The 20,609-nt window shown below is 31.9% G+C and carries 21 protein-coding genes and 2 tRNA genes; 12 read left to right on the top strand and 11 right to left on the bottom strand.

Features of this window, described 5'->3' with window-relative positions:
* Window position 1: 1 nt before the first annotated feature.
* From ABDH49_07940 to ABDH49_07925, 4 genes are all read right to left on the bottom strand, one after another.
* Window positions 2-1,513 (bottom strand): Do family serine endopeptidase, encoded by a 1,512-nt coding sequence (locus tag ABDH49_07940; GenBank protein ID MEN3046888.1) that lies wholly within the window; start codon window positions 1,511-1,513, stop codon window positions 2-4.
* Window positions 1,514-1,610: 97 nt separating this feature from the next.
* Window positions 1,611-1,682, bottom strand: a tRNA-Gln gene (locus ABDH49_07935).
* Between the two features lie 9 nt (window positions 1,683-1,691).
* Window positions 1,692-1,769: transfer RNA gene (locus tag ABDH49_07930), tRNA-Glu, on the bottom strand.
* Between the two features lie 44 nt (window positions 1,770-1,813).
* Window positions 1,814-3,922, bottom strand: a complete 2,109-nt coding sequence (locus tag ABDH49_07925) for a hypothetical protein (protein ID MEN3046887.1) — start codon at window positions 3,920-3,922, stop codon at window positions 1,814-1,816.
* 184 nt (window positions 3,923-4,106) lie between these two features.
* Here ABDH49_07925 and ABDH49_07920 point away from each other — a divergent pair, with 184 nt between their 5' ends.
* The 7 genes from ABDH49_07920 to ABDH49_07890 are packed head-to-tail and all read left to right on the top strand — an operon-like array spanning window position 4,107 to window position 9,200.
* Complete coding sequence (locus tag ABDH49_07920; protein ID MEN3046886.1) at window positions 4,107-4,589, top strand: OmpA family protein; 483 nt, start codon at window positions 4,107-4,109, stop codon at window positions 4,587-4,589.
* The gene (ybgF, locus tag ABDH49_07915; protein MEN3046885.1) at window positions 4,586-5,263 is read left to right on the top strand and encodes a tol-pal system protein YbgF; all 678 of its coding nucleotides are present in this window, start codon (window positions 4,586-4,588) and stop codon (window positions 5,261-5,263) included. The genes ABDH49_07920 and ybgF overlap by 4 nt, the downstream gene beginning before the upstream one ends.
* Window positions 5,260-5,952 carry a MotA/TolQ/ExbB proton channel family protein gene (locus ABDH49_07910; GenBank protein ID MEN3046884.1) on the top strand — a complete coding sequence of 231 codons (693 nt, stop codon included), beginning with the start codon at window positions 5,260-5,262 and terminating at the stop codon, window positions 5,950-5,952. Before ybgF ends, ABDH49_07910 begins: the two co-directional genes overlap by 4 nt.
* A complete protein-coding gene (locus ABDH49_07905; protein ID MEN3046883.1) occupies window positions 5,930-6,313 on the top strand; it encodes a biopolymer transporter ExbD in 384 nt (127 codons plus the stop codon). The genes ABDH49_07910 and ABDH49_07905 overlap by 23 nt, the downstream gene beginning before the upstream one ends.
* The gene (locus ABDH49_07900; protein ID MEN3046882.1) at window positions 6,313-6,879 is read left to right on the top strand and encodes an energy transducer TonB; all 567 of its coding nucleotides are present in this window, start codon (window positions 6,313-6,315) and stop codon (window positions 6,877-6,879) included. Before ABDH49_07905 ends, ABDH49_07900 begins: the two co-directional genes overlap by 1 nt.
* Window positions 6,876-8,150, top strand: coding sequence for a hypothetical protein (locus ABDH49_07895; protein MEN3046881.1), 1,275 nt, complete (start codon window positions 6,876-6,878; stop codon window positions 8,148-8,150). Before ABDH49_07900 ends, ABDH49_07895 begins: the two co-directional genes overlap by 4 nt.
* Window positions 8,151-8,168: 18 nt before the next feature.
* Window positions 8,169-9,200, top strand: coding sequence for a DUF1028 domain-containing protein (locus ABDH49_07890; protein ID MEN3046880.1), 1,032 nt, complete (start codon window positions 8,169-8,171; stop codon window positions 9,198-9,200).
* Between the two features lie 109 nt (window positions 9,201-9,309).
* Here the strand turns inward: ABDH49_07890 and hypE are convergent, their stop codons facing one another.
* The 5 genes from hypE to ABDH49_07865 are packed head-to-tail and all read right to left on the bottom strand — an operon-like array spanning window position 9,310 to window position 12,961.
* Entirely contained in the window at window positions 9,310-10,311 is a 1,002-nt protein-coding gene (gene hypE / locus ABDH49_07885) for a hydrogenase expression/formation protein HypE (protein ID MEN3046879.1), read from the bottom strand.
* Entirely contained in the window at window positions 10,308-11,393 is a 1,086-nt protein-coding gene (gene hypD / locus ABDH49_07880; protein MEN3046878.1) for a hydrogenase formation protein HypD, read from the bottom strand. Before hypD ends, hypE begins: the two co-directional genes overlap by 4 nt.
* Window positions 11,377-11,628, bottom strand: a complete 252-nt coding sequence (locus ABDH49_07875; protein MEN3046877.1) for a HypC/HybG/HupF family hydrogenase formation chaperone — start codon at window positions 11,626-11,628, stop codon at window positions 11,377-11,379. The genes hypD and ABDH49_07875 overlap by 17 nt, the downstream gene beginning before the upstream one ends.
* 26 nt (window positions 11,629-11,654) lie before the next feature.
* Entirely contained in the window at window positions 11,655-11,981 is a 327-nt protein-coding gene (locus tag ABDH49_07870; protein MEN3046876.1) for a hypothetical protein, read from the bottom strand.
* Entirely contained in the window at window positions 11,978-12,961 is a 984-nt protein-coding gene (locus ABDH49_07865) for a zinc metalloprotease HtpX (GenBank protein ID MEN3046875.1), read from the bottom strand. Before ABDH49_07865 ends, ABDH49_07870 begins: the two co-directional genes overlap by 4 nt.
* Before the next feature lie 70 nt (window positions 12,962-13,031).
* Here ABDH49_07865 and ABDH49_07860 point away from each other — a divergent pair, with 70 nt between their 5' ends.
* From ABDH49_07860 to ABDH49_07840, 5 genes are read left to right on the top strand one after another with little or no spacing between them, the layout of a single operon-like run.
* Entirely contained in the window at window positions 13,032-13,394 is a 363-nt protein-coding gene (locus ABDH49_07860) for a sulfite exporter TauE/SafE family protein (GenBank protein ID MEN3046874.1), read from the top strand.
* Window positions 13,395-13,401: 7 nt separating this feature from the next.
* Window positions 13,402-13,596 carry a MoaD/ThiS family protein gene (locus ABDH49_07855; protein ID MEN3046873.1) on the top strand — a complete coding sequence of 65 codons (195 nt, stop codon included), beginning with the start codon at window positions 13,402-13,404 and terminating at the stop codon, window positions 13,594-13,596.
* The gene (locus tag ABDH49_07850) at window positions 13,593-16,145 is read left to right on the top strand and encodes a S8 family peptidase (protein MEN3046872.1); all 2,553 of its coding nucleotides are present in this window, start codon (window positions 13,593-13,595) and stop codon (window positions 16,143-16,145) included. The genes ABDH49_07855 and ABDH49_07850 overlap by 4 nt, the downstream gene beginning before the upstream one ends.
* Entirely contained in the window at window positions 16,142-16,813 is a 672-nt protein-coding gene (locus tag ABDH49_07845) for a segregation/condensation protein A (protein MEN3046871.1), read from the top strand. The genes ABDH49_07850 and ABDH49_07845 overlap by 4 nt, the downstream gene beginning before the upstream one ends.
* A gap of 8 nt (window positions 16,814-16,821) precedes the next feature.
* Window positions 16,822-17,661 carry an FkbM family methyltransferase gene (locus ABDH49_07840; GenBank protein MEN3046870.1) on the top strand — a complete coding sequence of 280 codons (840 nt, stop codon included), beginning with the start codon at window positions 16,822-16,824 and terminating at the stop codon, window positions 17,659-17,661.
* On the opposite strand, the gene hypF is transcribed toward ABDH49_07840, so the two are convergent.
* Window positions 17,649-19,916, bottom strand: coding sequence for a carbamoyltransferase HypF (gene hypF, locus ABDH49_07835; protein ID MEN3046869.1), 2,268 nt, complete (start codon window positions 19,914-19,916; stop codon window positions 17,649-17,651). The two genes, ABDH49_07840 and hypF, sit on opposite strands and share 13 nt — an antisense overlap.
* The gene (gene hypB / locus ABDH49_07830) at window positions 19,913-20,578 is read right to left on the bottom strand and encodes a hydrogenase nickel incorporation protein HypB (GenBank protein MEN3046868.1); all 666 of its coding nucleotides are present in this window, start codon (window positions 20,576-20,578) and stop codon (window positions 19,913-19,915) included. Before hypB ends, hypF begins: the two co-directional genes overlap by 4 nt.
* Window positions 20,579-20,609: the final 31 nt, after the last annotated feature.

The raw sequence follows: 20,609 nt of genomic DNA, 5'->3' as shown, positions 1-20,609 counted from the left end.
ATTATCCCTTTACTCCTATTATTAACTTAACTCCGTTTCTTATTATAGTAAATAGCACAACCTCTTGTTTACCATATTTTTCCTTTGCTCTTTTAAAATCAGTTACATCCTCTATTTTCATATCCTCAACCTTAACAATAAGATCTCCCTCTCTTATACCAGATTCGTAAGCTGGAGAGTTAGTCTCTACATCAATGACAACTACACCCATACTTTCCTCAATTCCATACCTTTCCTTTAGAGTCTCACTCAGTGTTTCTACCTTCATTCCAAACCAGGAGAGTCCCTCAGTTTCAGTTTCCTCTTTTTCCTCTTCAACTCTTCCAATTATTTTTTCCTCTTCAAGTTCCGCCAGAATTACTGTTACCTCTCTTTCTTTCCCTTCCTTACTTATCAGTTTTATCTTAACCTTATCACCTGGATATCGTGAACCTATCTTAACTCTTAGATCGTCTGCACTAGTAACCTCTTCTCCATCAACGGCAATAATGATGTCTCCCTCTTTTATTTTTGCCTTTTCAGCTGGTGTCCCCTTTTCTACACTGGTTACAAGGGCACCCATTGGCTTTTTAAGTTTATACCTTTCAGCAATACTTGGAGTTACCTCCTGAATCCTAACTCCAAGATAACCTCTTTTTACAACTCCCTTTTCAATAAGCTGAGTAGCTACATTTTTGGCAATGTTAATAGGTATTGCAAAGCCAATACCAACATTACCTTGAGTTGGAGAGGTTATAGCGGTATTTACACCGATTACCTCTCCTTTCATATTTATAAGTGGCCCTCCTGAGTTTCCAGGATTTATAGCTGCGTCAGTTTGAATAAAATCTTGATAAATTGTTCCACCGGGTAAATTTATTCCTGATCTATGCTTAGCAGAAACTACACCGAAAGTTACAGTTCCGTTAAGTCCAAAGGGATTACCAACAGCTATGACCCAATCACCGATTTCAACTTCGTCAGAATTTCCAAGTGGCAAAACAACTAATTCATCTTTAGACTCGACCATTAGGACGGCAAGATCAGTTAGTCTATCTTTTCCAACTATTTTTACCTCATCGGGCCCAAATTCTCTTCTATCCCAGAGTATTATCTTTATTTTATCGACACCCCTTATAACATGGTAGTTTGTCATTATGTAGTATTTATTACCATTTTTTCTGAATATAAAGCCTGAGCCAAGGACATCGGACTCAAATTCTTCCTCTTCCCGAGGTGAGAATCTAAAGAATTCTCTGAAGAACTCTCTAAAGAAAGGGTCTCCAAAATGGAAGGAGGGGATTTTGACTTTTTTTGTAGCTCTTATATTAACAACGCCTGGGATAACGAATTTAGATAGTTCAGAGATAGAGGGGAAACTTTCCAGTTTTTTTAATTTTTCTTCTTTTTTTTCTTGAGAGGTTTTTATCTCAGCTTCAAGGTTATTTGTTTTATCGAATTTAAAAAGCAGAAGACTTGCAATGGCAAAGCCTACGAAGACTGAAACTAAGGAAGTTATTATTATTTTCCTCATATCTTTTTAAATTTTTAAATAAAGGTAATGTGGGTTTGAACCCTCATCCTAAGTTATCTTAAAGACGAAAAAGAAATTAATTTAGTTTCTTTTTAAGCTGGGGGACAGGGACTCGAACCCCGATCTTCTGGTCCAGAGCCAGACGTCCTGCCAATTAGACGATCCCCCAATTTTTTATTGGTGGCGCCACCGGGATTTGAACCCGGGTTTCCTGGCTGAGAACCAGGTGTCCTAGGCCTTGCTAGACGATGGCGCCACTTTATTAATTATATTTTCTTTGCCCTTAAAAAGCAAATCTATTTAATCTTCAATTATTACTTTAAATTTTGCGATAATTTTCTTATCTTGCTCAACTTCAACTAAATATTCTCCAGCTTTTAAACCTCCTAATTTTACTACCTTTTCAAATTTTTCACCTTTTAATAAAAAAGGTGATTGCTCCTTGGGATTTATAATAATTTTCCTTCTTGCAACTAAATTCCCCTCACTTTTAAACTTCAAAAAAATTTCATTAACGTATATTAAAACACAAGGAATATCTCCTTTATATGTAAAAACAAGTTTACCTTTTCTTTTATCCTCTTTTTCAAAATGAATATCAAATTCATAATCTTTTATGTATAAACTTTTCGGATCAAAACTTACGTTTCTACTTAATATTTCATAGACAAGAGCAATATCATCTTCAAAAACCTTAACTAATTCACCTTTAAAGTTATTCTCAATTAATGAAATTATATTGTTAGGCTCATCAGTAAAAACATGGGAGTTGTCTCTATAAATATCCTTGTGAATTATAAGATACCTTATGTTTATAGTTTTAGCAAGTTCAATAAGTTTTTTAAATTCAAGACTTTTTGAATAACGAAAAAGTGGCGAAAAATACCCACTATATCCATTAAATAATCTTTTATTATGATAGGCGGAAAAGTAAGTATAAAAGAAACCTTTATCTAGACCGTAGGGAATATCCCACCATCTTGCATCTTCTAAGGGAAGTTCCATTATCGCAAACTTATCCTCCATTCTCTTTAACCACTCATAGACCTTGGGCATTTCACCCCTGTAAGGCATTTTACTTGGAACATTATAGATAGGAACAAATTCTGAAAGAATTATTAAGCCAAAAATAATTAGAGTTCTCTTTCTAAAATAAAGAGAATAAAAATAGGAAATTAAAATTGAAGCGGCAAATAAAAACATTATGAAAAACCTTGATGGTGCTCTAATGCCTTTTGCACCAGGAAAAAAGTGATAAAATAAATAATAAAGAGGATTATATAAATTTTTTATTTTGAAAAAAAGTGGTCCAAAAGCTAAAATAAGACTTATAAAGGCAACAATAAAATAAAAAATAAAAAAATGGGGAGGTAAAAAATTTCTTTTTTCTAAATAGGGAAAATAAAGAGTTGCCGATTCATAACTCTCTTTTCTGAATTTGAAAAAGATAATATTTTTTTTAATTGTGAAAAGAGAAATTAAAAGGATTGAAAAAAGTGGAATAATACCAATATAAAAAGTAGTTTCAGCAGTAGTGGGATGTGGAATAAACTTTCTCAAGAGTTTTCCAGAAAAAGTCTCAAACCAGGATGTAAAAAAGGAGAGCAAGTTAGGAGAAAAATATATACATTCTTCTATTTCTCTTTTAAATCCGTAAAGCTTTTCAATTAAAACGTAATGATAATAAACAGGAATTAAAAATACCCCTGAAATAATTAAAAAAATTATAAAACCGAGAAAATATTCTTTAATAGCCCTTCTTTCTTTTAAAAAGTAAAAAACAAACATAATTAGAATAAAAGGGGAAATTATAACCATATAATTGCCGCAACCAAGTGATTGCACTACCAAGAATAACGAGGAAATAATAATAAACCTATATTTTTTGCTTTCAAAGAACATGTGTAAAAATAAAAAAATAAGGGGAATCCACATAGTGGTTAAAATGTGAATATGAGAAAGATGCGAGAATTTAAAGGGAGCAAAAGAAAATACTGTTCCTGCTATAATAGAAGCAATAAAATTTTTAGTAAACCGATAACTAAGTAAATACATAAAAAAGCCTGATAAGATAAAATTCAAAATAATGAAGATGTTATATGTAGCAACAATACTTTTTGATATAAGATAAATAGGTATCAAAATAACAGAAGAAGAAAGGAGATTTTCTGAAAAGGCAAGGGTAAGGGGATAGGGATAAAATATGTTTGCATCGAAAAATTGGTTAAAATTTAAAGATAAGATTCTATCTATGTTGTGCTTTAAAACATAAAGATTTAAAAGCGGATCCCCTAAATCCGCTATAACGTTCCTTTTTAATGACACCTTTAAAAGCTGCCTAAAGATAAATAAAGTAACTGATGTAAAAAAAAGCAAAGAAACTATAGTCTCAAAAAACCTTTTTTTCATTTTAAATACACTTAAATACGTGTGAACATTATAATAAGCAAATTAAGAAAATTTCAAACCTTCAATTTCATTTCCTTAAACAGTAAAGAGTAAACAATGTTATTAATTCTACACAATACCCAAATAAGTTTGAATTTTAAATCACTTTAAGTGTATATTTATAACAATAAAAAGGAGGAAAAAAATGAAAAAAATAATACTATACATACTGATAATATCACTTTCCCAGATGTGCGCTCCAAGGAAGGCTGTTAAGGTAGAACCAGTAAAAGAAGAAGCTCCACCTCCTCCCCCCACGGAGGTAGTAGAAGAGCCTAAAAAAGAAGAAGCTCCAGCTCGTCCACCACTTGTTCTTAAAACAATTTACTTTGACTTTGACAAATATGATATAAGACCAGGAGATGCTGAAATACTGAAAAGTAATGCTGAATTGTTAAAGTTATATCCTGAAGTAAGTATCGTAATTGAGGGACACACATGCGATATTGGAACCGAAGAGTACAACATGGGACTTGGTGAAAGAAGAGCAAAGGCGGCAAGAGACTACTTGATTAAACTTGGAATCGACCCGGCAAGGATCTCAATTGTAAGCTACGGAGAAACAAGACTAGTTGACATAAAAAATAAACCTATAAACAGAAGAGCAGAATTTAAAGTAAAAGAATAATAAAAAAACTAACTTTATTATTTTTAACCTTTACTTTTTGCGCTCAAATTAGAACTGTAAGAAATGAATTAAATAGAATAAGGGACGAAATAGACGAAATATATGTAAGAACACAAAAAATTGATACCCTCCAGAGGAGGGAATACAGAGAAACAAAAGAATTAAAAGCTGATGTTACAAATAAACTGGAAATAATTGAAAGAAAACTTACCTCTATTGAATCAAGATTAGAGGAAATAGAAAATTTAATAAGAAAAAGAAGTTTAAAACGGGAGGAGAAAATACAGGAAATTCAGAGTGGTGATGAAGAAGGACTATTTTTACAAGCCTTGAGAGACTATACTGCTGGTGAATATCAAATTGCGATTCATCAATTTGAAGAGTTTATAAAAAAATTTCCACAAAGTGATTACATAATAGACGCAAAATACTATCTTGCTGATGCCTATTTTCAAGTTGGGGACGAAGAGAAAGCCAAACTGATATTTGAAGAAATAATTAGAGATTATCCAAAATCGGTATTAACAAAATACTCACTCTTGAAATTGGGGGAAATGGAGCTAAGAAAGGGAAATTATGATGCTGCTAAAAAGTACTTTAACACTTTGATTAAAGATTTTCCAGAATCGGAGGAAGCAAAAAAAGCAAAAGAAAAATTGATGGAAATTAGATGACAGGACTAAATTTAGATATTGTTGTAAGGGGATTTAAAACAGCAAGCCCCTTTGCTAAACTTATCCTTATTATCCTTTTTTTCCTCTCAGTTTTATCCTGGGCAATCTTCTTTAAAAAACTTATCGAATTTTTCATTTTAAAATGGAAAACTAAAAAGATAATTAAAAAATTTAATAGCTTTTCCTTTGGAGACTTTATTAAAACAAATCCTACCTATCTAAATAAAGAGAGTTTACCCTCTTTGATTCTAAAAACAGTGGTAGAAGAGATAAGAAGTTTAGAAAATGAGAAGGTTAAGGAACATTCAATCAGTATTCTTTTTGAAAAAATTGAAAAAATTTATAAGAAAGAAATAACAAAACTTGAAAAATACAATGTAATTCTTGCAACTGTAACAAGTGTTAGCCCTTTCCTTGGGCTTTTAGGAACTGTTTGGGGAATAATGGAAGCATTTCTTGAAATAAAAAGAACAGGATCAGCTCATATTAGCGTCCTTGCCCCAGGAATTGCTGATGCTCTAATAACAACAATCGCAGGTCTTCTTGTTGCGATTCCTTCACTTGTTTTTTACAATTACGTAACCAATGAAATTGTAAGATACGAGAATCTATGCAACGACTTTTTATCAGAATTGAGAATAAAAGTAAAAAAGTATTTACTTTTAAATGAGAAGGAATTACATCTCTGAAATTAACATAACTTCCCTAGCTGATGTGAGTATCACTCTCCTTGTTATATTTTTAATCACAAGCCCATTGCTTCAGACAGGCTTTGAAGTTAACCTCCCAAAGTCGAAAAAAACAGAAGAACTAAAAGAAGAGGGGATTACAATAACTTTAACTAAAGACAAAAAAATTTACTTAGAAGAAAAAGAAGTTACTCTAGAAAAGCTTCCCTTTTACCTTGATGTGCTATCCAAAAAAGGAAAAAAGAATGTATTTATAAAGGCTGACAAGGAACTTAACTATGGATTTGTTATGGAGGTAGTGGGAGAAGTAAAAGATAAGGGATTTGAAAAAGTGGGATTTATACTTGAGAAAAAAAGATAATGTTAAAGGGGTTTCTTCTTTCTTTTGCTTTTCACATTTTAATTTTAGCCCCCTATATTTTTGAAAAGGAAAAAAGAAAATTATATTTTCCTCAAACTGTTTTTTATATAGAACTTAGAGAAATAGAAAGTGAAGCTAAGATAATCGAAAAAAAGGACGAAAAATCTCAGGTGGTAGAAAAATTAAAAGAAGTTTCTCAAAAACCAAAAAAGGCAAAAAAGGAGAAAAAATCTGAGGAAAGAACACATCTTCCATTAAGGGGTGGTGGTAAGGCAAAAATAAATCTTGACTTACCCTATTCTTACTATTTTGAAGTACTTTTGAGAAAAATCAGTGAAAATTGGCATTATTCATACTCTGGTAACGATACCTTAAGAGTTACGGTTTACTTTTCAATATTAAAAGATGGAAGCTTAAAAGATATAAGAATTGAGAAAACCTCAGGTGATATTATTTTTGATCAACAAGCTTATAGAGCAGTATATTTAACAAAAAGAGTTCCCCCCTTGCCAGATGAGTTTAACATGGAGTATTTAAGAGTTTTTCTTGAATTTGAAGTTCCATGAAAAAAATTTTACTTTTTTTATTGCCCTTTTTAATTTTTGCTCAAGGAGAGGTTTATCTGAAATTAAAGGGAGGGGAAATAAAAAAACTTGATATCGGCATTTTCCCCCTCGGGATTTTTGAGAATTTATCTGATGAGTTAAAACTAAAGTTAAGAGAGGTTGAGAAAGTTTTAATAAGTGATCTTGAATTTTCACTTTATTTTACTTTAACAGTTCCAACCTTGGATATCTTAGAAAAAAAACACTATAGTGATTTTAGCTTTTGGAGAACCTTAGGAACAAATGTACTTTTAAGGTCAAAAACATTGGAAAAAGAAAATTTATTAAATATAGAACTTTATGACGTTATTCTTGAGAAGAGAATAGCTTCTGAAAATTTTAATCTTTCAATCCAGGACAGAAAGTTAGCTCATAAAATTGCGAACTTTGTTGTTAAAAAATTAACTGGAGAAGATGGAATATTCGAAACTTATATAGTTTTTTCAGTGGACATTAATGGAAAGAGGGAACTTTACATGATGGATTACGATGGATATAACCTAAGGAAAATAGAGTCAGCTGGAGAGAAAAAACTTTTTCCAAGAGTCTCATTTTGTGGTAAAAAAATAATTTACTCAACTTATCTAGAAAAAGACGTAATGGGTATTTATTTAATAGACCTTTTAAGCAATAAATTTTTCTTACTTTTTTCTCAAAATGGAGGAATTGTGCTACCTGGCGGATTTTTTCCAAACTCAAAAGAACTTTGTATTACTATTTCAAAAGAAGGTGACCCTGAAATATATATTTTAAATATTGAAAATAAGAAAATTAAGAGATTAACTTACTCACCCTTTATAGAGATTTCACCGAGTGTGTCGGGTAAGGGAAACGAGATAGCCTTTGTCTCAGATAGATTAGGTTCCCCTCACATTTTTGTTATGGATAAAGATGGTGTTAACATAAGAAGAGTAACTTTTGAAACAGAGTTTAACACTTCACCCAATTTTTCACCAAAGGGAGACCTAATTGCCTTTGTGGCTCTCGATGAAAAAGGAGAAAATCAGATATATCTAACTGATCCCTTCGGAGAAAAGGTTTTTAAGCTTACAAGTGAGGGGAGAAATGAAGATCCTTGCTTTTCACCTGATGGTTTACATATAGTTTTTGTTTCAACAAGAGATGGAGCCTACGACATTTACGTAATGAATTTAGATGGATCAAATGTAAAAAAATTGACAAGTCTTGGCAGTTGCCACTTCCCCTATTGGTCAGGCATTCCAAAAGATTAATTTTAAAAAGAGGTTAGTATGGGCACTCTTTTATCTTTAATAATTTACGGAACGTTTTCAATAGTTGCAATGGATCCAGAAACAGAAGAATTTGGTGTCGGAGTTGCTTCAAAAGTCTTAGATGTCGGCTATTTAGTTCCCTGGGTAGAAGCAGATGTGGGAGCAGTTGCAACACAGGCCCTTTTGAACCCTTATCTAGGAAAATGGGCAATCGAATTACTTAGGGAAGGTAAAAGGGCTGATGAAGTTCTTAAAATAATCTTGGAAAGAGATACATCACCGGAAGATCGACAGATAGGGATTGTTGATAGAAACGGTAACTCAGTATCTTTTACTGGTAAAAATACAATCTCTTGGGCAGGTCATAAAAACGACAAATACGTGGCAGTACAGGGAAATATACTTATAGGCCCACAAGTTATTGATACAATGTTTAAAGTTTTCAAGAACACTGTAGGATTACCACTTGCGGAGAGGATACTTTTGGCTCTTGAGGCAGGAGAAGCAGTAGGAGGTGATAAAAGGGGAAAACAATCAGCAGCTATTTATGTTGTAAGGAGAAGAGGTGGATATCAAGGTGTTAATGATAAGCTGGTTGAGTTAAAAGTAGTGGATCATCCTGAGCCTCTAAAGGAATTAAGAAGAATGTATGAATTATGGCAGTACGCATTCCTTGCAACAAGTTATTTAAGGCTCAGCCAAGAAGAAAAAGATAAGGAGGAGATCTTTTTGAAAAAGGCTTATTTACTTTTAAAGAAGGCTCTTGAAGCTGATTTAAAAAATGCAGATGTTTATAACAATTTGGCATGGGAATTTGCTTTAATGAAAAAATTTCCAAAAGAAACGATCGAAGCTGCAAAAAAAGCACATGAGTTATCTCCAGAGGATCCAAATATTATGGATACACTCGCAGAAGCTTATTATGCAGCAGGCATGTATAAGGAGGCTATCTTCTGGGAGAAAAAAGCTCTTGAAAAAGAACCCCAAAACATGTTCTTTAAAAAACAACTGGAAAAATTTAAAAGGGCACTAGAAAAATCTAAAAAATAGTTTTAAATTTTAAGTATCTAAGACTAAACCCTTCCTGTTCACAGTTTTTTAGGGTTATACTCATTTTTTAAGAAGTTCCAGTTTAATTAATCGCAAAAAATATAAAGGACTAGCAGATTCTGGGTAAAGGATCAGCATAAGGCATATCTAAAATTCTAACAACCTTTAGTGAAGTTAAAAGTTTTAGGCTTCCACCTTTTTTATAGACCTCTCCTATTATTTTGCTCTCTTTTCCCAATTCATATTCTCTTAAAATTTTCAGAGCTTTCTCAGCGTCACTTTCTTTAACAAAAAAAATCATTTTACCCTCATTTGCCATAAGTAAAGGGTCAATACCTAAAATCTCTGATAAACCCCTAACCTCGTCTGTAATAGGGAGATTTTCCTCAAACAAAATGATGTCATAACCAGACTCCTTAGCAATTTCATTTAAAACACCTTGAACCCCTCCCCTTGTGGGATCCCTCATAAAATGAACCTCAATTCCATTCTCATAGAGAGCTTTCCATAAGTCTATCAAAGGAGCGGTGTCACTCTTTAAATTTCCCTCTACATTAATATTTTCTCTTGCTACTAGAATAGAAAAACCATGTAAACCTATCGGACCGTTAATTATTAACTTATCTTTCTCTTCTATTCTATGATAACCAAAATCTACATCGTCTGGAATAAAACCTATTCCCGAAGTGTTAATAAAGATTCCGTCACCTTTACCCTTTTCAATAACTTTAGTATCACCTGTTACAACTTTTACTCTTGCTTTTTCAGAGGCATACTTTATAGAATCTAAGATTTTTTCCAAATCCTCAAAAGAAAAACCCTCCTCAATTATAAGTGAAAGAGAGATAAATTCTGGAAAGGCTCCTACAGCAACAAGGTCATTTACAGTTCCGTTTACAGCTAATTCTCCTATATTTCCTCCGGGAAAAAAAATTGGGGAGACAACGTAAGAATCCGTTGTAAAAGCTATTCTTTTGCTTTTATTTTCTAATATAGCTGAGTCAAGGAGCTTGCTAAGTTCCTCATTTTTAAATCTTTCTTTTATTTCTTTTTCTATAAATTCTCTCATTAAAATACCACCAGCTCCGTGGGCAAGTTCAATTTTTCTCATCTTTTGTACTTATAATAGGCAGCACAAGCTCCCTCAGATGAAACCATCGGTGCTCCTAGTGGATTTAAAGGAGTACACTCTTTACCAAAAAGTAGGCAATCAAAAGGTTTCTTTTTCCCTTGCAAAATCAGAGCTGCTATACACCCCTCTTTCTTTTCCTCAATTTCCTCGGAATAATTTTTTAATAAGTTATTTGCATCCATATCTAAAAACTCTTCTTTTAAAACCCACCCCCCATTTTTAATTACCCCGATTCCCCTCCATTTTAAATCACCAATTTTAAAAACTTTGTTTATAACTTCCTTTGCTCTCAGATTACCCTCAGGCTTGCACGATCTTTTATACTGTATTTTAACACCCTTCTCTTTTCTTTCAAGCATAGAAACTAAAATAAGTATTCCCTGTGAGATATCGAAAGATTCAAAACCTGTAACTACGATGGGAACGTTATACTTTTCAGAAATTGGTAAGTACTCTTCTATTCCCATAACGGTACAAACGTGTCCAGGAGCCAAAAAACCCTGGACTTTGTTAAAGGGATCGTTAAGTATTGCTTCAAGTGCAGGAGGAACTCTAAATTGAGCAATCAGTACGAAAAAATTTTTTAAATTTAATCCTCTTGCCTTTAATATAACAGTAGCATTACAAGGAGCAGTTGTTTCAAAACCTATTCCAAAAAATACTACCTTTTTATCAGGATTAGCTTTAGCAAATTCGAGTGCCTCAAATGGTGAATAGACCATTTTAACCTTTGCTCCATCTGCCTTAGCTCTGAATAAAGATTCTCTTGATCCCGGTACTCTTAACATATCACCGTAGGTAAAGACAATTGTACCTTTCATTTTTGAAAGAGCTATGGCTTTATCAATAACCTCCCTAGGTGTTACACATACAGGGCATCCGGGGCCATGAACAAGAGTTATATTTGAAGGTAAAAGTTCGTCAATTCCTGCACTTAAAATAGAGTGAGTCTGAGAACCACAAACCTCCATTATTGTCCACTTACTCTTACAAATCTTCTCTATGCTTTTGATGATTAACTTAACTTTCTCACTCTCTCTAAACTCATAAAGATACTTCATTTTTTTCTATTTTTTCTAAGAATTCCCGATAAGTATTTAATGTTTCCTCTGCCTCTTTTTGATCAAGTATCTGGATAGAAAAACCTACATGGACAATGACGTAATCACCCTCCTTAGCTTCTGGAGTTAAATCAAGACAAACCTCTCTTTTTATGCCTCCAAACTCTACCTTTGCAAACCTTACTCCATCTTTTTCGTAAATATTTACAATCTTTCCTGGGATGCCGAGGCACATTTAAAATTATTTGAAGTTAATTTATTTTATTTACCTTTTTCTTTTTTTACTTTGTATTTATTTTTATAATAGGAGTGTTTTTTCCAGGGCTTATCTTCAGAAGTTTCTATAATTACATATTCTGCAATTTCAATACCCTTAGGTTTTGTTTTAACTTCTACCCAATTGCCCCCTTCCATAACTATGTAGATATCCCTTTTTACATCGTAATAAATTTCAAGTGAGGGATAGTACCAAAATAAATACTTTTCCCTGTAGCCATAGGCCTTTGCATGAGGAGGTGGCCCCTTTTTTTCTTCAATTAAAGCAACACATCCTAAGGTAAAAGTTAAAAAAATTAAAAGTTTCCTCACGCGATCCTCCTATCTAGCTCTGATAAATATTTTATCCTTTTAAGCATATTTGGGTGAGTAGACAGAAGCTCTAAAAGTTTATCTGCAAAGGAAAGTTTTACTTTCTTATTCCTTAAAGCTATAAGCTCATCTTCCTCTATTTTCCCACTTAAGTTTATGTCTATTTCCCTTAGCTCTTTAATTTCCTTTAAGGCCTTTGAAGGATCGTTTAAGAAGAAGGCCTTTATCCCCTCATACTGTCTCACTTCTTCTCTATCCATCCTGGCACTTCCAAGAGAAAGCTTATATAGTGCAGAGGCCAAATGGATTGGTCTTGATCCTAAGCTTACTGAACCTGTGTCAGCAAAATACTCTCTTATTCTCGATGCATACAAAACAAGTAAGTTAGTTATGAAATAAAGAATAAATGCAAGGAAACCAACCAAAACTAAGGGCAAGTTACCACTACTTCTTTCATCCCTTCTTTCAAACATTCCTATGAAAATAAGATTCCTAGCAATGAGATAAAGAACAAGTGGTAAAACAGAAAGTAACGTAATAAACATTACGTCTCTGTTTTTAAGATGTGATATCTCATGACCTAAGACTGCTCTGAGTTCATCCTTGTTTAAAAGTTTTAATATTCCTCTTGTTACACAGACCCTACCATCTTTTAGGGATCTACCGAAGGCAAAAGCGTTGGGCAAACTGATTTCTGCTATTCCAATTTTTGGCTTGGGAATATTTGCTCTTCTTGAAAGATCTTCTACTACCTCATGTAGCCAAGGTTCCTCAGTCTTATCAACATACCGAACGTTCATCATAAGCTCTACAATATGTGGTCCAATCATATACTGCACCCAGGTAAAGAAAAGAGCCATAAGAAGATAAAAGTAAAAACTTTTAATCCCTATAGCATACCCGATTAAAGAAGCAACAACATATAAAAGTCCAAAAAATATCATAAGGAGTAAATATAATTTAAATCTTAAACCAGTCATAGCGCCTCCTTTTAAGTAAATATAATACATTTGATTCAAATTGGTTTTCAACATCCCTTAATATATATATATGATTCAAAATGTCGTTTTACTTTTTATAGGAATTTTTGCTGGGATACTTTCTGGACTCTTTGGTATTGGAGGAGGGCTTATTATTATTCCTTCTCTTGTTTTGATTTTTAAAATGAACCAACACCTTGCTCAGGGTATATCCTTAGGATCTCTCTTGCTACCTGTAGGAATTCTCGGATTCCTTGAGTACATGCGAAATAACAATGTAAATTTAAAGGCATCCCTTATAATAGCACTGGGACTTTTTGTAGGAACTTATTTTGGCGCCTTCATTGCGAATCTGATTCCCACAAAAAAGCTTTCAAAACTCTTTGCTATTTTCCTAATGTTTGTTGCAGTTAGACTCTTTTTTCTTAAATAATTAATCTATGAAAGTAAAAATAGGTCGTGAAATAAAAATAATTGAGGGAGAAAATTACAGGGTATACGATATTTTCAAAATACTTAACTTTAATCCAGAAGAATACATTGTAATTAGAAACAGCGAAGTTTTAACGGAAGATGAAGTTTTAAAAGATGACGACGAAATAGAACTGATAAGAGTTATCTCAGGCGGAATTTGATAGGTATTTTAATATTTTCAATCAATCTAATTATTTCCTTAGGAGAAGAATATAATCTTTCATTTAACGAACTTAAGAAAAAAATAGAAAACAAAAAGGAAAAATTTCTTCAAAAAATTTACTCTTTAAATAGCAATTTGAAAGATAAAATTAAAATTAAAAAGGAACTTATTTTATCACAAAAAATTCTCGTTGAAATTCCGGATTCTCTTTTAGATGAGTTTCAGAAACTTTCTATACCTTACTCATATGATCATCTTATCCCTTTACCTAAACTTCTTCATTCAAATTATGTTAAAAGTTTTTGGCACAAAAAGTTTATAGGAGCTGACACTTTCTATAAACTAAATATTAGGGGAAGAGGGAATATAATTGTAATAATTGATACGGGCGTTGATACGTCTCATCCTGAGTTAAAAGGAAAAGTAATCGGTTTTAAAGACTTTGTAAGTTACTCACCGCCTTCAGATCCGCTTGGACACGGTACATTTGTTGCATCCCTTGTTGTTGGGGATTCAGCAGGAATCGCACCTGAGTCAAAAATAATAGTTTTAAAGGTTTTTTCTGAATATGGAGGGTTTGTTTCAGATATACATGAAGCTTTTGATTATGTTGCAGAGCTTTTAGAAAGTGGACTTTCTATTAGAATTTTAAATGGTTCATTTGGAACTCATCCAAACTTTGATGAATTTTTTCCTGATCTATTTTATTTAAAGAAAAAGGGAGTTTTTTTATGTTTTGCGGCTGGTAATGAGGGGCCATCATCAGGAACAACTTCATCACCCTCAAATTACCCTTTTGTTTTTTCGGTTGGAGCCTGCGACTCGCACTTTAATGTCACAAACTTTTCATCTAGAGGGCCCTCACCTTTTTCACTGCCTTGGGGAGATACCTCATATTGGTTTTTTAAAGATTGGAATTTTTTATCTCCACTTTTAATTGCACCTGGAAAAAGCATAAAGGGAGCTTTTTTAAACAAAAGTTTTGTAACAGCAGATGGAACAAGCGCCTCCTCACCTATACTTGCAGGGGCACTCTCTTTGTTACTTGAATATAATCCTTTTTTAACTCCTGATTCCGTCGCTAAGATCTTTAAAGAAAACCTTAAAAGAAAATATGGTAGAGCCTATCCTAACTATGAAGAGGGATACGGATACATAGATCTTGAAGAGTTGATTAAGGTAATAAATAGATATGATACTTTAATTTTCGCTGTTGAGGATTTCTATGTAGATTCAAAGACAGCTCCACCTTTTCCTTCAGATACACTTGAAATAGGGGTATCTTTAATTTCGAACAGAGTACTAAACGATAGTGTGAAAATAAAAATTTTAAATAATTCAAACATTTTTTTCTTTGATACTCTTTTTAAATTCCCGCAGGTTAGAAGAAACGTTAAATTCTTTACTAAAGGAATCTTATTAAGTTATCCTGAAGATACTCTAGAAATCTACTTTTCATTAAGTTCGAGGAACTTTTCGAAGTTATTTAAGTTAAAAAAAGTTTTTTCTGATACTTTAATAACTTTTAGAAATCAAAATTATACTTTTTCGATATCAGCTACTGGAGCACTAGGTTTTGCAAGCTCAGATCAAAAAAAAGGAATAGGATTTGTTTTTAAAAATTTTGGTAATCTTTTATATTACGGCAGTATCGCCTTTGGAAATGATTATAACTATGTTGTTGACAGATTTTATGAAAAATTTAATATTGATGATAGAGATACAAGGCCCCTAAAAGATGGTCGCTTTTATTTTAATAAAGAGGGAGAGTATATAGTTTTTAAAATAAAAGATGAGTATTCCCAGCACCCAAAGGGAAATGTTCTAAAGGTAAAAATTAGAGATTTAAATGAGGGTTTTCTAATAAATTTAAAAACAGAGAATTTTTTAAGTGAGGAGGTTTATCTTGCCACATTTTTAGATCCTGATATTAAGTCTCCACTTTTTAATTATGCTGATTATGATAGTGCCTCAAAAATTTTATTTACCTCAATCTCTGAAGGGCCTGTTTTCGGTTTATTAGATATTGATGAACACTCCTTATGCGGAATAATTAAGAATGAGGAATTTGTCTATCCTTATGGTGGATTGCCAGATTCTATACAGTTTTCTCTTATGAAGGGAGAGCTAAAGAGATTTTGGAAAGACATAGGAGATTATTCGATTTATATTTCAAAGAAAATAATTCCACCAGATTCTTTAGTATACGTACTTTTTGCCGGGGAGAACTTTGATTCATTACTATCAAAGAGAGAAAGAATTTTAGGTAAATTAAATTTAACTCAAAAAAATACTTTTAGGGGGATATCAAGAATTTATCCCAATCCTTTTATTGATCCTTACCAGAAAAATTTAAAAATATTGACCTATGGGAAGGGGAAACTAATTTTTTATGATATTTCTGGTAGAAAAACAGCAACGATTTCTACTTTAAATGAAGGGTTAAATATTATAAGGTTAAATAATTTCAAAAATTCTGGAGTCTATTTCGTTAAATTTGAGGAAAAGAAAAAGATTTTTAAGTTTATGTATCTTAATTTAAGATGAACGCAGTTATAAAAACAACGTACTATTATGGACCACTCGAGATACTTTTAAAATGGCTTTTATCAAAAGAAATAGACCCATTTAAAATAGAAATATCAATTTTATTAGAGGAGTTCGCGGAATTTTATTTAAAGGAAAAGGAATTAACTTTTAGAGAAAAGCTTGAATTTTTATTTGCCCTAAGTTTTTTTATGCTATATAAAACTAATCTTCTTTTTGGTAGATATAAAGAGAACCAAACTATCGACAATAAAGAGGAGGTAAAAGTAGAGAGTGTATCTTTTGTTGAAATTATCGAATTTTTAACTAAAAGACTTGAAACAATGTCAAAGATGTTTACAAGAGAAGAAACAGAGTATATAGTATCAGAGGAGGAAAAATTAGATCCATCTATACTTTTTTCAATTTTTGAAAAACTTATTCAGAAAGTACCTGAAATAAAGGAAAAGTTACCTGAAATTCCGAAAATTGAAGAAAAAATAGAGCTTATAATGGATAGCTTGAATAAAAAAAATTTTATTTTATTTAGTGAGCTAATATTAAGTGCAAAAAGTAAAATCGAGGCAATCGTTACTTTTCTTGCTTTACTTGAACTTATTAGGCTTGAAAAAATAAAATGTGTGCAGGAAAAACTGTTTGAAGATATAAAAATTTATAGAAGAGAATGAATTTTAGCTTGAAAGAAAAAATTTTGTTCTATATTTCTTACCTCTTTTACAAGTCGATAATACCCTTTGAGGTCAAAAAACCAAGAATCAAAATGTTTATTTACGAATTAGTTTATTCTTTTTATAAATTTATTGATTATAGAAAAAATTTTCCCTACTTTTTTAGTGATGATTTAATAGTAACGAAGTTTGGGAAATTCAAAACAAGAAAAAAGACATCGGATGCTGCTTCTGTTTCACCTGCCTACGAAAGAAGAGACGTCAACTTCTTAATCAAAAAAATCGGAGAATATCTTAAAAAAAATAAAAAAGTTTTATTTATAGACATAGGAGCAGCCCTCGGTTATTATTCTATTTTAATTGGCAATAAATTTAAAGAAAAAATAAAAATATTTTCTTTTGAACCAGTACCCTATAACTTTGAATTGTTAGAACAGAACATCAAAATAAATAACCTTGAAGATATAGTAAAATCCTTTAATTTTGCGCTGTCAGACTCTGAAGATAGCATAACAATAAATTATGATGAAGCTTCTCCAGGAGACAGCTCAATAGTTAATATTCCTCCTAAATCAAAGAAAATTATAGTAGAGACAAAAAGACTCGATAATGTTATCAAAGATGAAATAGAAAATTTCGACATTATTTTTATGAAAATTGATGTTGAGGGTTTTGAAGAAAAAGTTTTAAAAGGTGCTGAAAAAATCCTCACTAAAAATTCAAGAGAAATTATACTACTTGTTGAAGATTTTATCAATCCATCGATAAAAGAATTTTTACAAAAAGTCGGTTTTAAATTTATGTGTAAATTAACAACTTACAACAGTTTCTGGTTTTATAAGTTATGATATAAAATCATAATTTGACCAAGTGAAATTCCACCATCATTAGGCGGTATCAAAGAATGCGTATATAATTTATTTTTCTTAACTTTTTTTAATATAAGTTCAGTAAGAAGTTTATTTTGAAAAACACCTCCACTTAACAAAATCTTGTAATTACCAGCTATCTCTCCAAGTTTTTTAACTATCTCTGCTAACGTCACATGAAATTTAAAAGCTATATAAGATTTGTTAACATTATTTTTCAGGTCATTTAATATTCCTTCAATTATTGGAACAAAGTCAATAACAATAGGATCACTACCTACAAGTTCAAAGTCATAGTGAGCTATTTTACCTTTTTTAAAGTCCTCAGCTAACCATTCAAGTATCATAGCTGATTGACCCTCAAAGGTAATCTTTTGTTTTAAATTAAGTAGCGAAGAAACCGCATCAAAAATTCTACCAACTGAAGTACACTTAAAAATATTTATGTTTTTCTCATAACAGGTTTTAAAAATGTTTTTTTCCTCATCAGATAGTGTTTTAATGGATTCAATGTCCATTTCAAAGGTTTTTTCCTTATAGATTTCATATAAAATTCCTATTGCACTTCTTCTTGGTTCTCTCATTGCCTTGTCACCCCCCAAAATTCCAAACTCTCTGAAAGTTGCAAACCTTTTAAAATCCCTAAAATCACAGATTAAAAATTCACCTCCCCAGATTTTTCCATCTTTTCCGTATCCTGTCCCATCCCAGGCTACACCTAAAACCTCTTCTTCGAGCCTGTTTTCTACCATACACGAAGAAATATGGGCGTGATGGTGAAAAATTTTCATCAGCGGTATGTTTCCTTTTTTACTCAATTCTTCACCGTATTTTGTAGACAAATATTCAGGATGAGCATCACAGGCAATAAACTCAGGTTTAAATTCAAAAAGATTTTTAAAATCCTCTATAACTTTTTTAAAAGCATTAAAAGAAATTTCATTATCAAGATCACCAATATGCTGAGAAACAATAATTCTATCTGTTTTGGATATTGCTATAGTATTTTTAAGGTAAGCACCTAAGGCTAAAATCTGCGGTAGTTTTCTTTCTACTATTATAGGTAAAGGGGCATAACCTCTTGCTCTTCTTATCATTAAAATTTTTTTATTTACCACCTTAACTACTGAATCATCGATATACCTTTCTATAGGTCTTGTATGCATCAAAAAATAGTCGGTTATATCTTTTAATCTGTGAAATGCTTCATCATTGTCAAAGGCTATAGGTTCATCTGATATGTTTCCGGAAGTACAGACTAGAGGAAAATCGATTTTATCCATTAATAAAAGGTGAAGTGGAGTATAGGGAAGCATAGCCCCTATGTAAGGATTATAGGGGGAAACATATTTTGAAAGATTATTTTTCTTTTTTGCTTTTAAAATAACAATTGGCGAAGAATAAGATAGTAGAATCTCTTTTTCAATTTTATTAACATAGGCATACTTTTTTAAATGATCTAAGCTTTTAAACATTAATGCGAAAGGTTTTTCGTCTCTTTTTTTTCTTTTTCGTAGTTCTAACACCGATTCATCTTTGGTTGCATCTGTTAAAAGTTGAAATCCACCTATACTTTTAATTGCTACTATCTTACCAAGCTTTAAAATTTTAACTGTTTCCTCAATAGCCTTTTCTTTTTCATATAAGAGATTACCTCTGTTATCTAATAGAAAGACCTGGGGGCCACATTCATGACAAGCGTTAGGTTGAGCATGAAATCTCCTATTGAGGGGATCCTCATACTCCATCTTACATTCTTTACACATTTCAAATATCTTCATAGTAGTATTTTTTCTATCATAGGGAATATTCTGGATGATACTGAATCTTGGTCCACAGTTAGTACAGTTTGTAAAGGGATAGTGAAATCTTCTATTTTTTTCGTCAAAGATCTCTTCTTTACAATCTTCACATATTGCAATATCTGGTAAAATTAAGGCTATTTTTTCTCCCTTTTCCTCAGATTTGGCAATTTCAAACTTGTGATCGTTTTTAATCCCTATTTCTTTTATTTCTATATGAGTGTACTCAACTAAAGGTGGTTTCTTTTCTTTTAGTTCTCTTATAAATTTTTTCAAATTTTTACTTTCACCTTCAACTTCTATGACAGCGCCCTCTGTGCTGTTTTTGACAAATCCGCTTAAATTATTTTCTAAAGCAATCCTATATACAAAAGGCCTAAATCCCACGCCTTGAACTTTTCCTTGCAGCCTTATTAAAAATCTTTTTTTCAATCTTTAAATCTTCCCTCTCGCTCCTTTTTTATAAAATCTGCAAGTTCTTTAACACCCTCTCCCGTTAAGGCAGAGGTTTTAAAAATCTTTATCTCCCTTTTTATTTTTTTTGCCTCCTCTTCAACTCTTTGTATATCAAAGGGCAAGTACTTTAAAAGATCTATTTTATTAATAACTAAAACATCAGAGGTTAAAAAAGCTTTGGGATACTTTAGAATCTTATCATCACCTTCAGGAGTTGAGATCATCGAGATTCTTAGGTGTTCGCCAAGATCGTAGCTTGCAGGACAGACAAGGTTTCCTACGTTTTCTATAAATAAATATTCAGTACCATCTTCTAAAAAAGATAATCCCTTTTTTATCATTATAGCTTCTAAGTGGCAAGTGTTACCTGTTATAATTTGGCAGGACTTTCCACCCCTTTCTCTTATTCTTTTTGCATCTCTTTCTGTTTCAATATCACCAACAAAAACAAAGACCTTTTCCTTATCAAAATAATCAAGCAACCTTTCAATGAGCATCGTCTTTCCTGATCCAGGTGAAGATATTAAATTTATAGTGAAAATTCTTCTTTGATTAAAAAAGTGCCTTAATTCACTAGCAATTTCTTCATTAACCTTAAGTATAGAAATTGAGACACTCTCCTTTATTACCTCTGCCATAACTAATTTTAACAGATTTACTTAGCAGCTT

Source organism: Candidatus Hydrothermales bacterium, assembly GCA_039630235.1.
Taxonomy (GTDB): Bacteria; Hydrothermota; Hydrothermia; order Hydrothermales; family JAJRUZ01; genus JBCNVI01.
The sequence above is the reverse complement of the archived record's forward strand: the minus strand, read 5'-3'. Positions and strand labels throughout refer to the sequence as shown.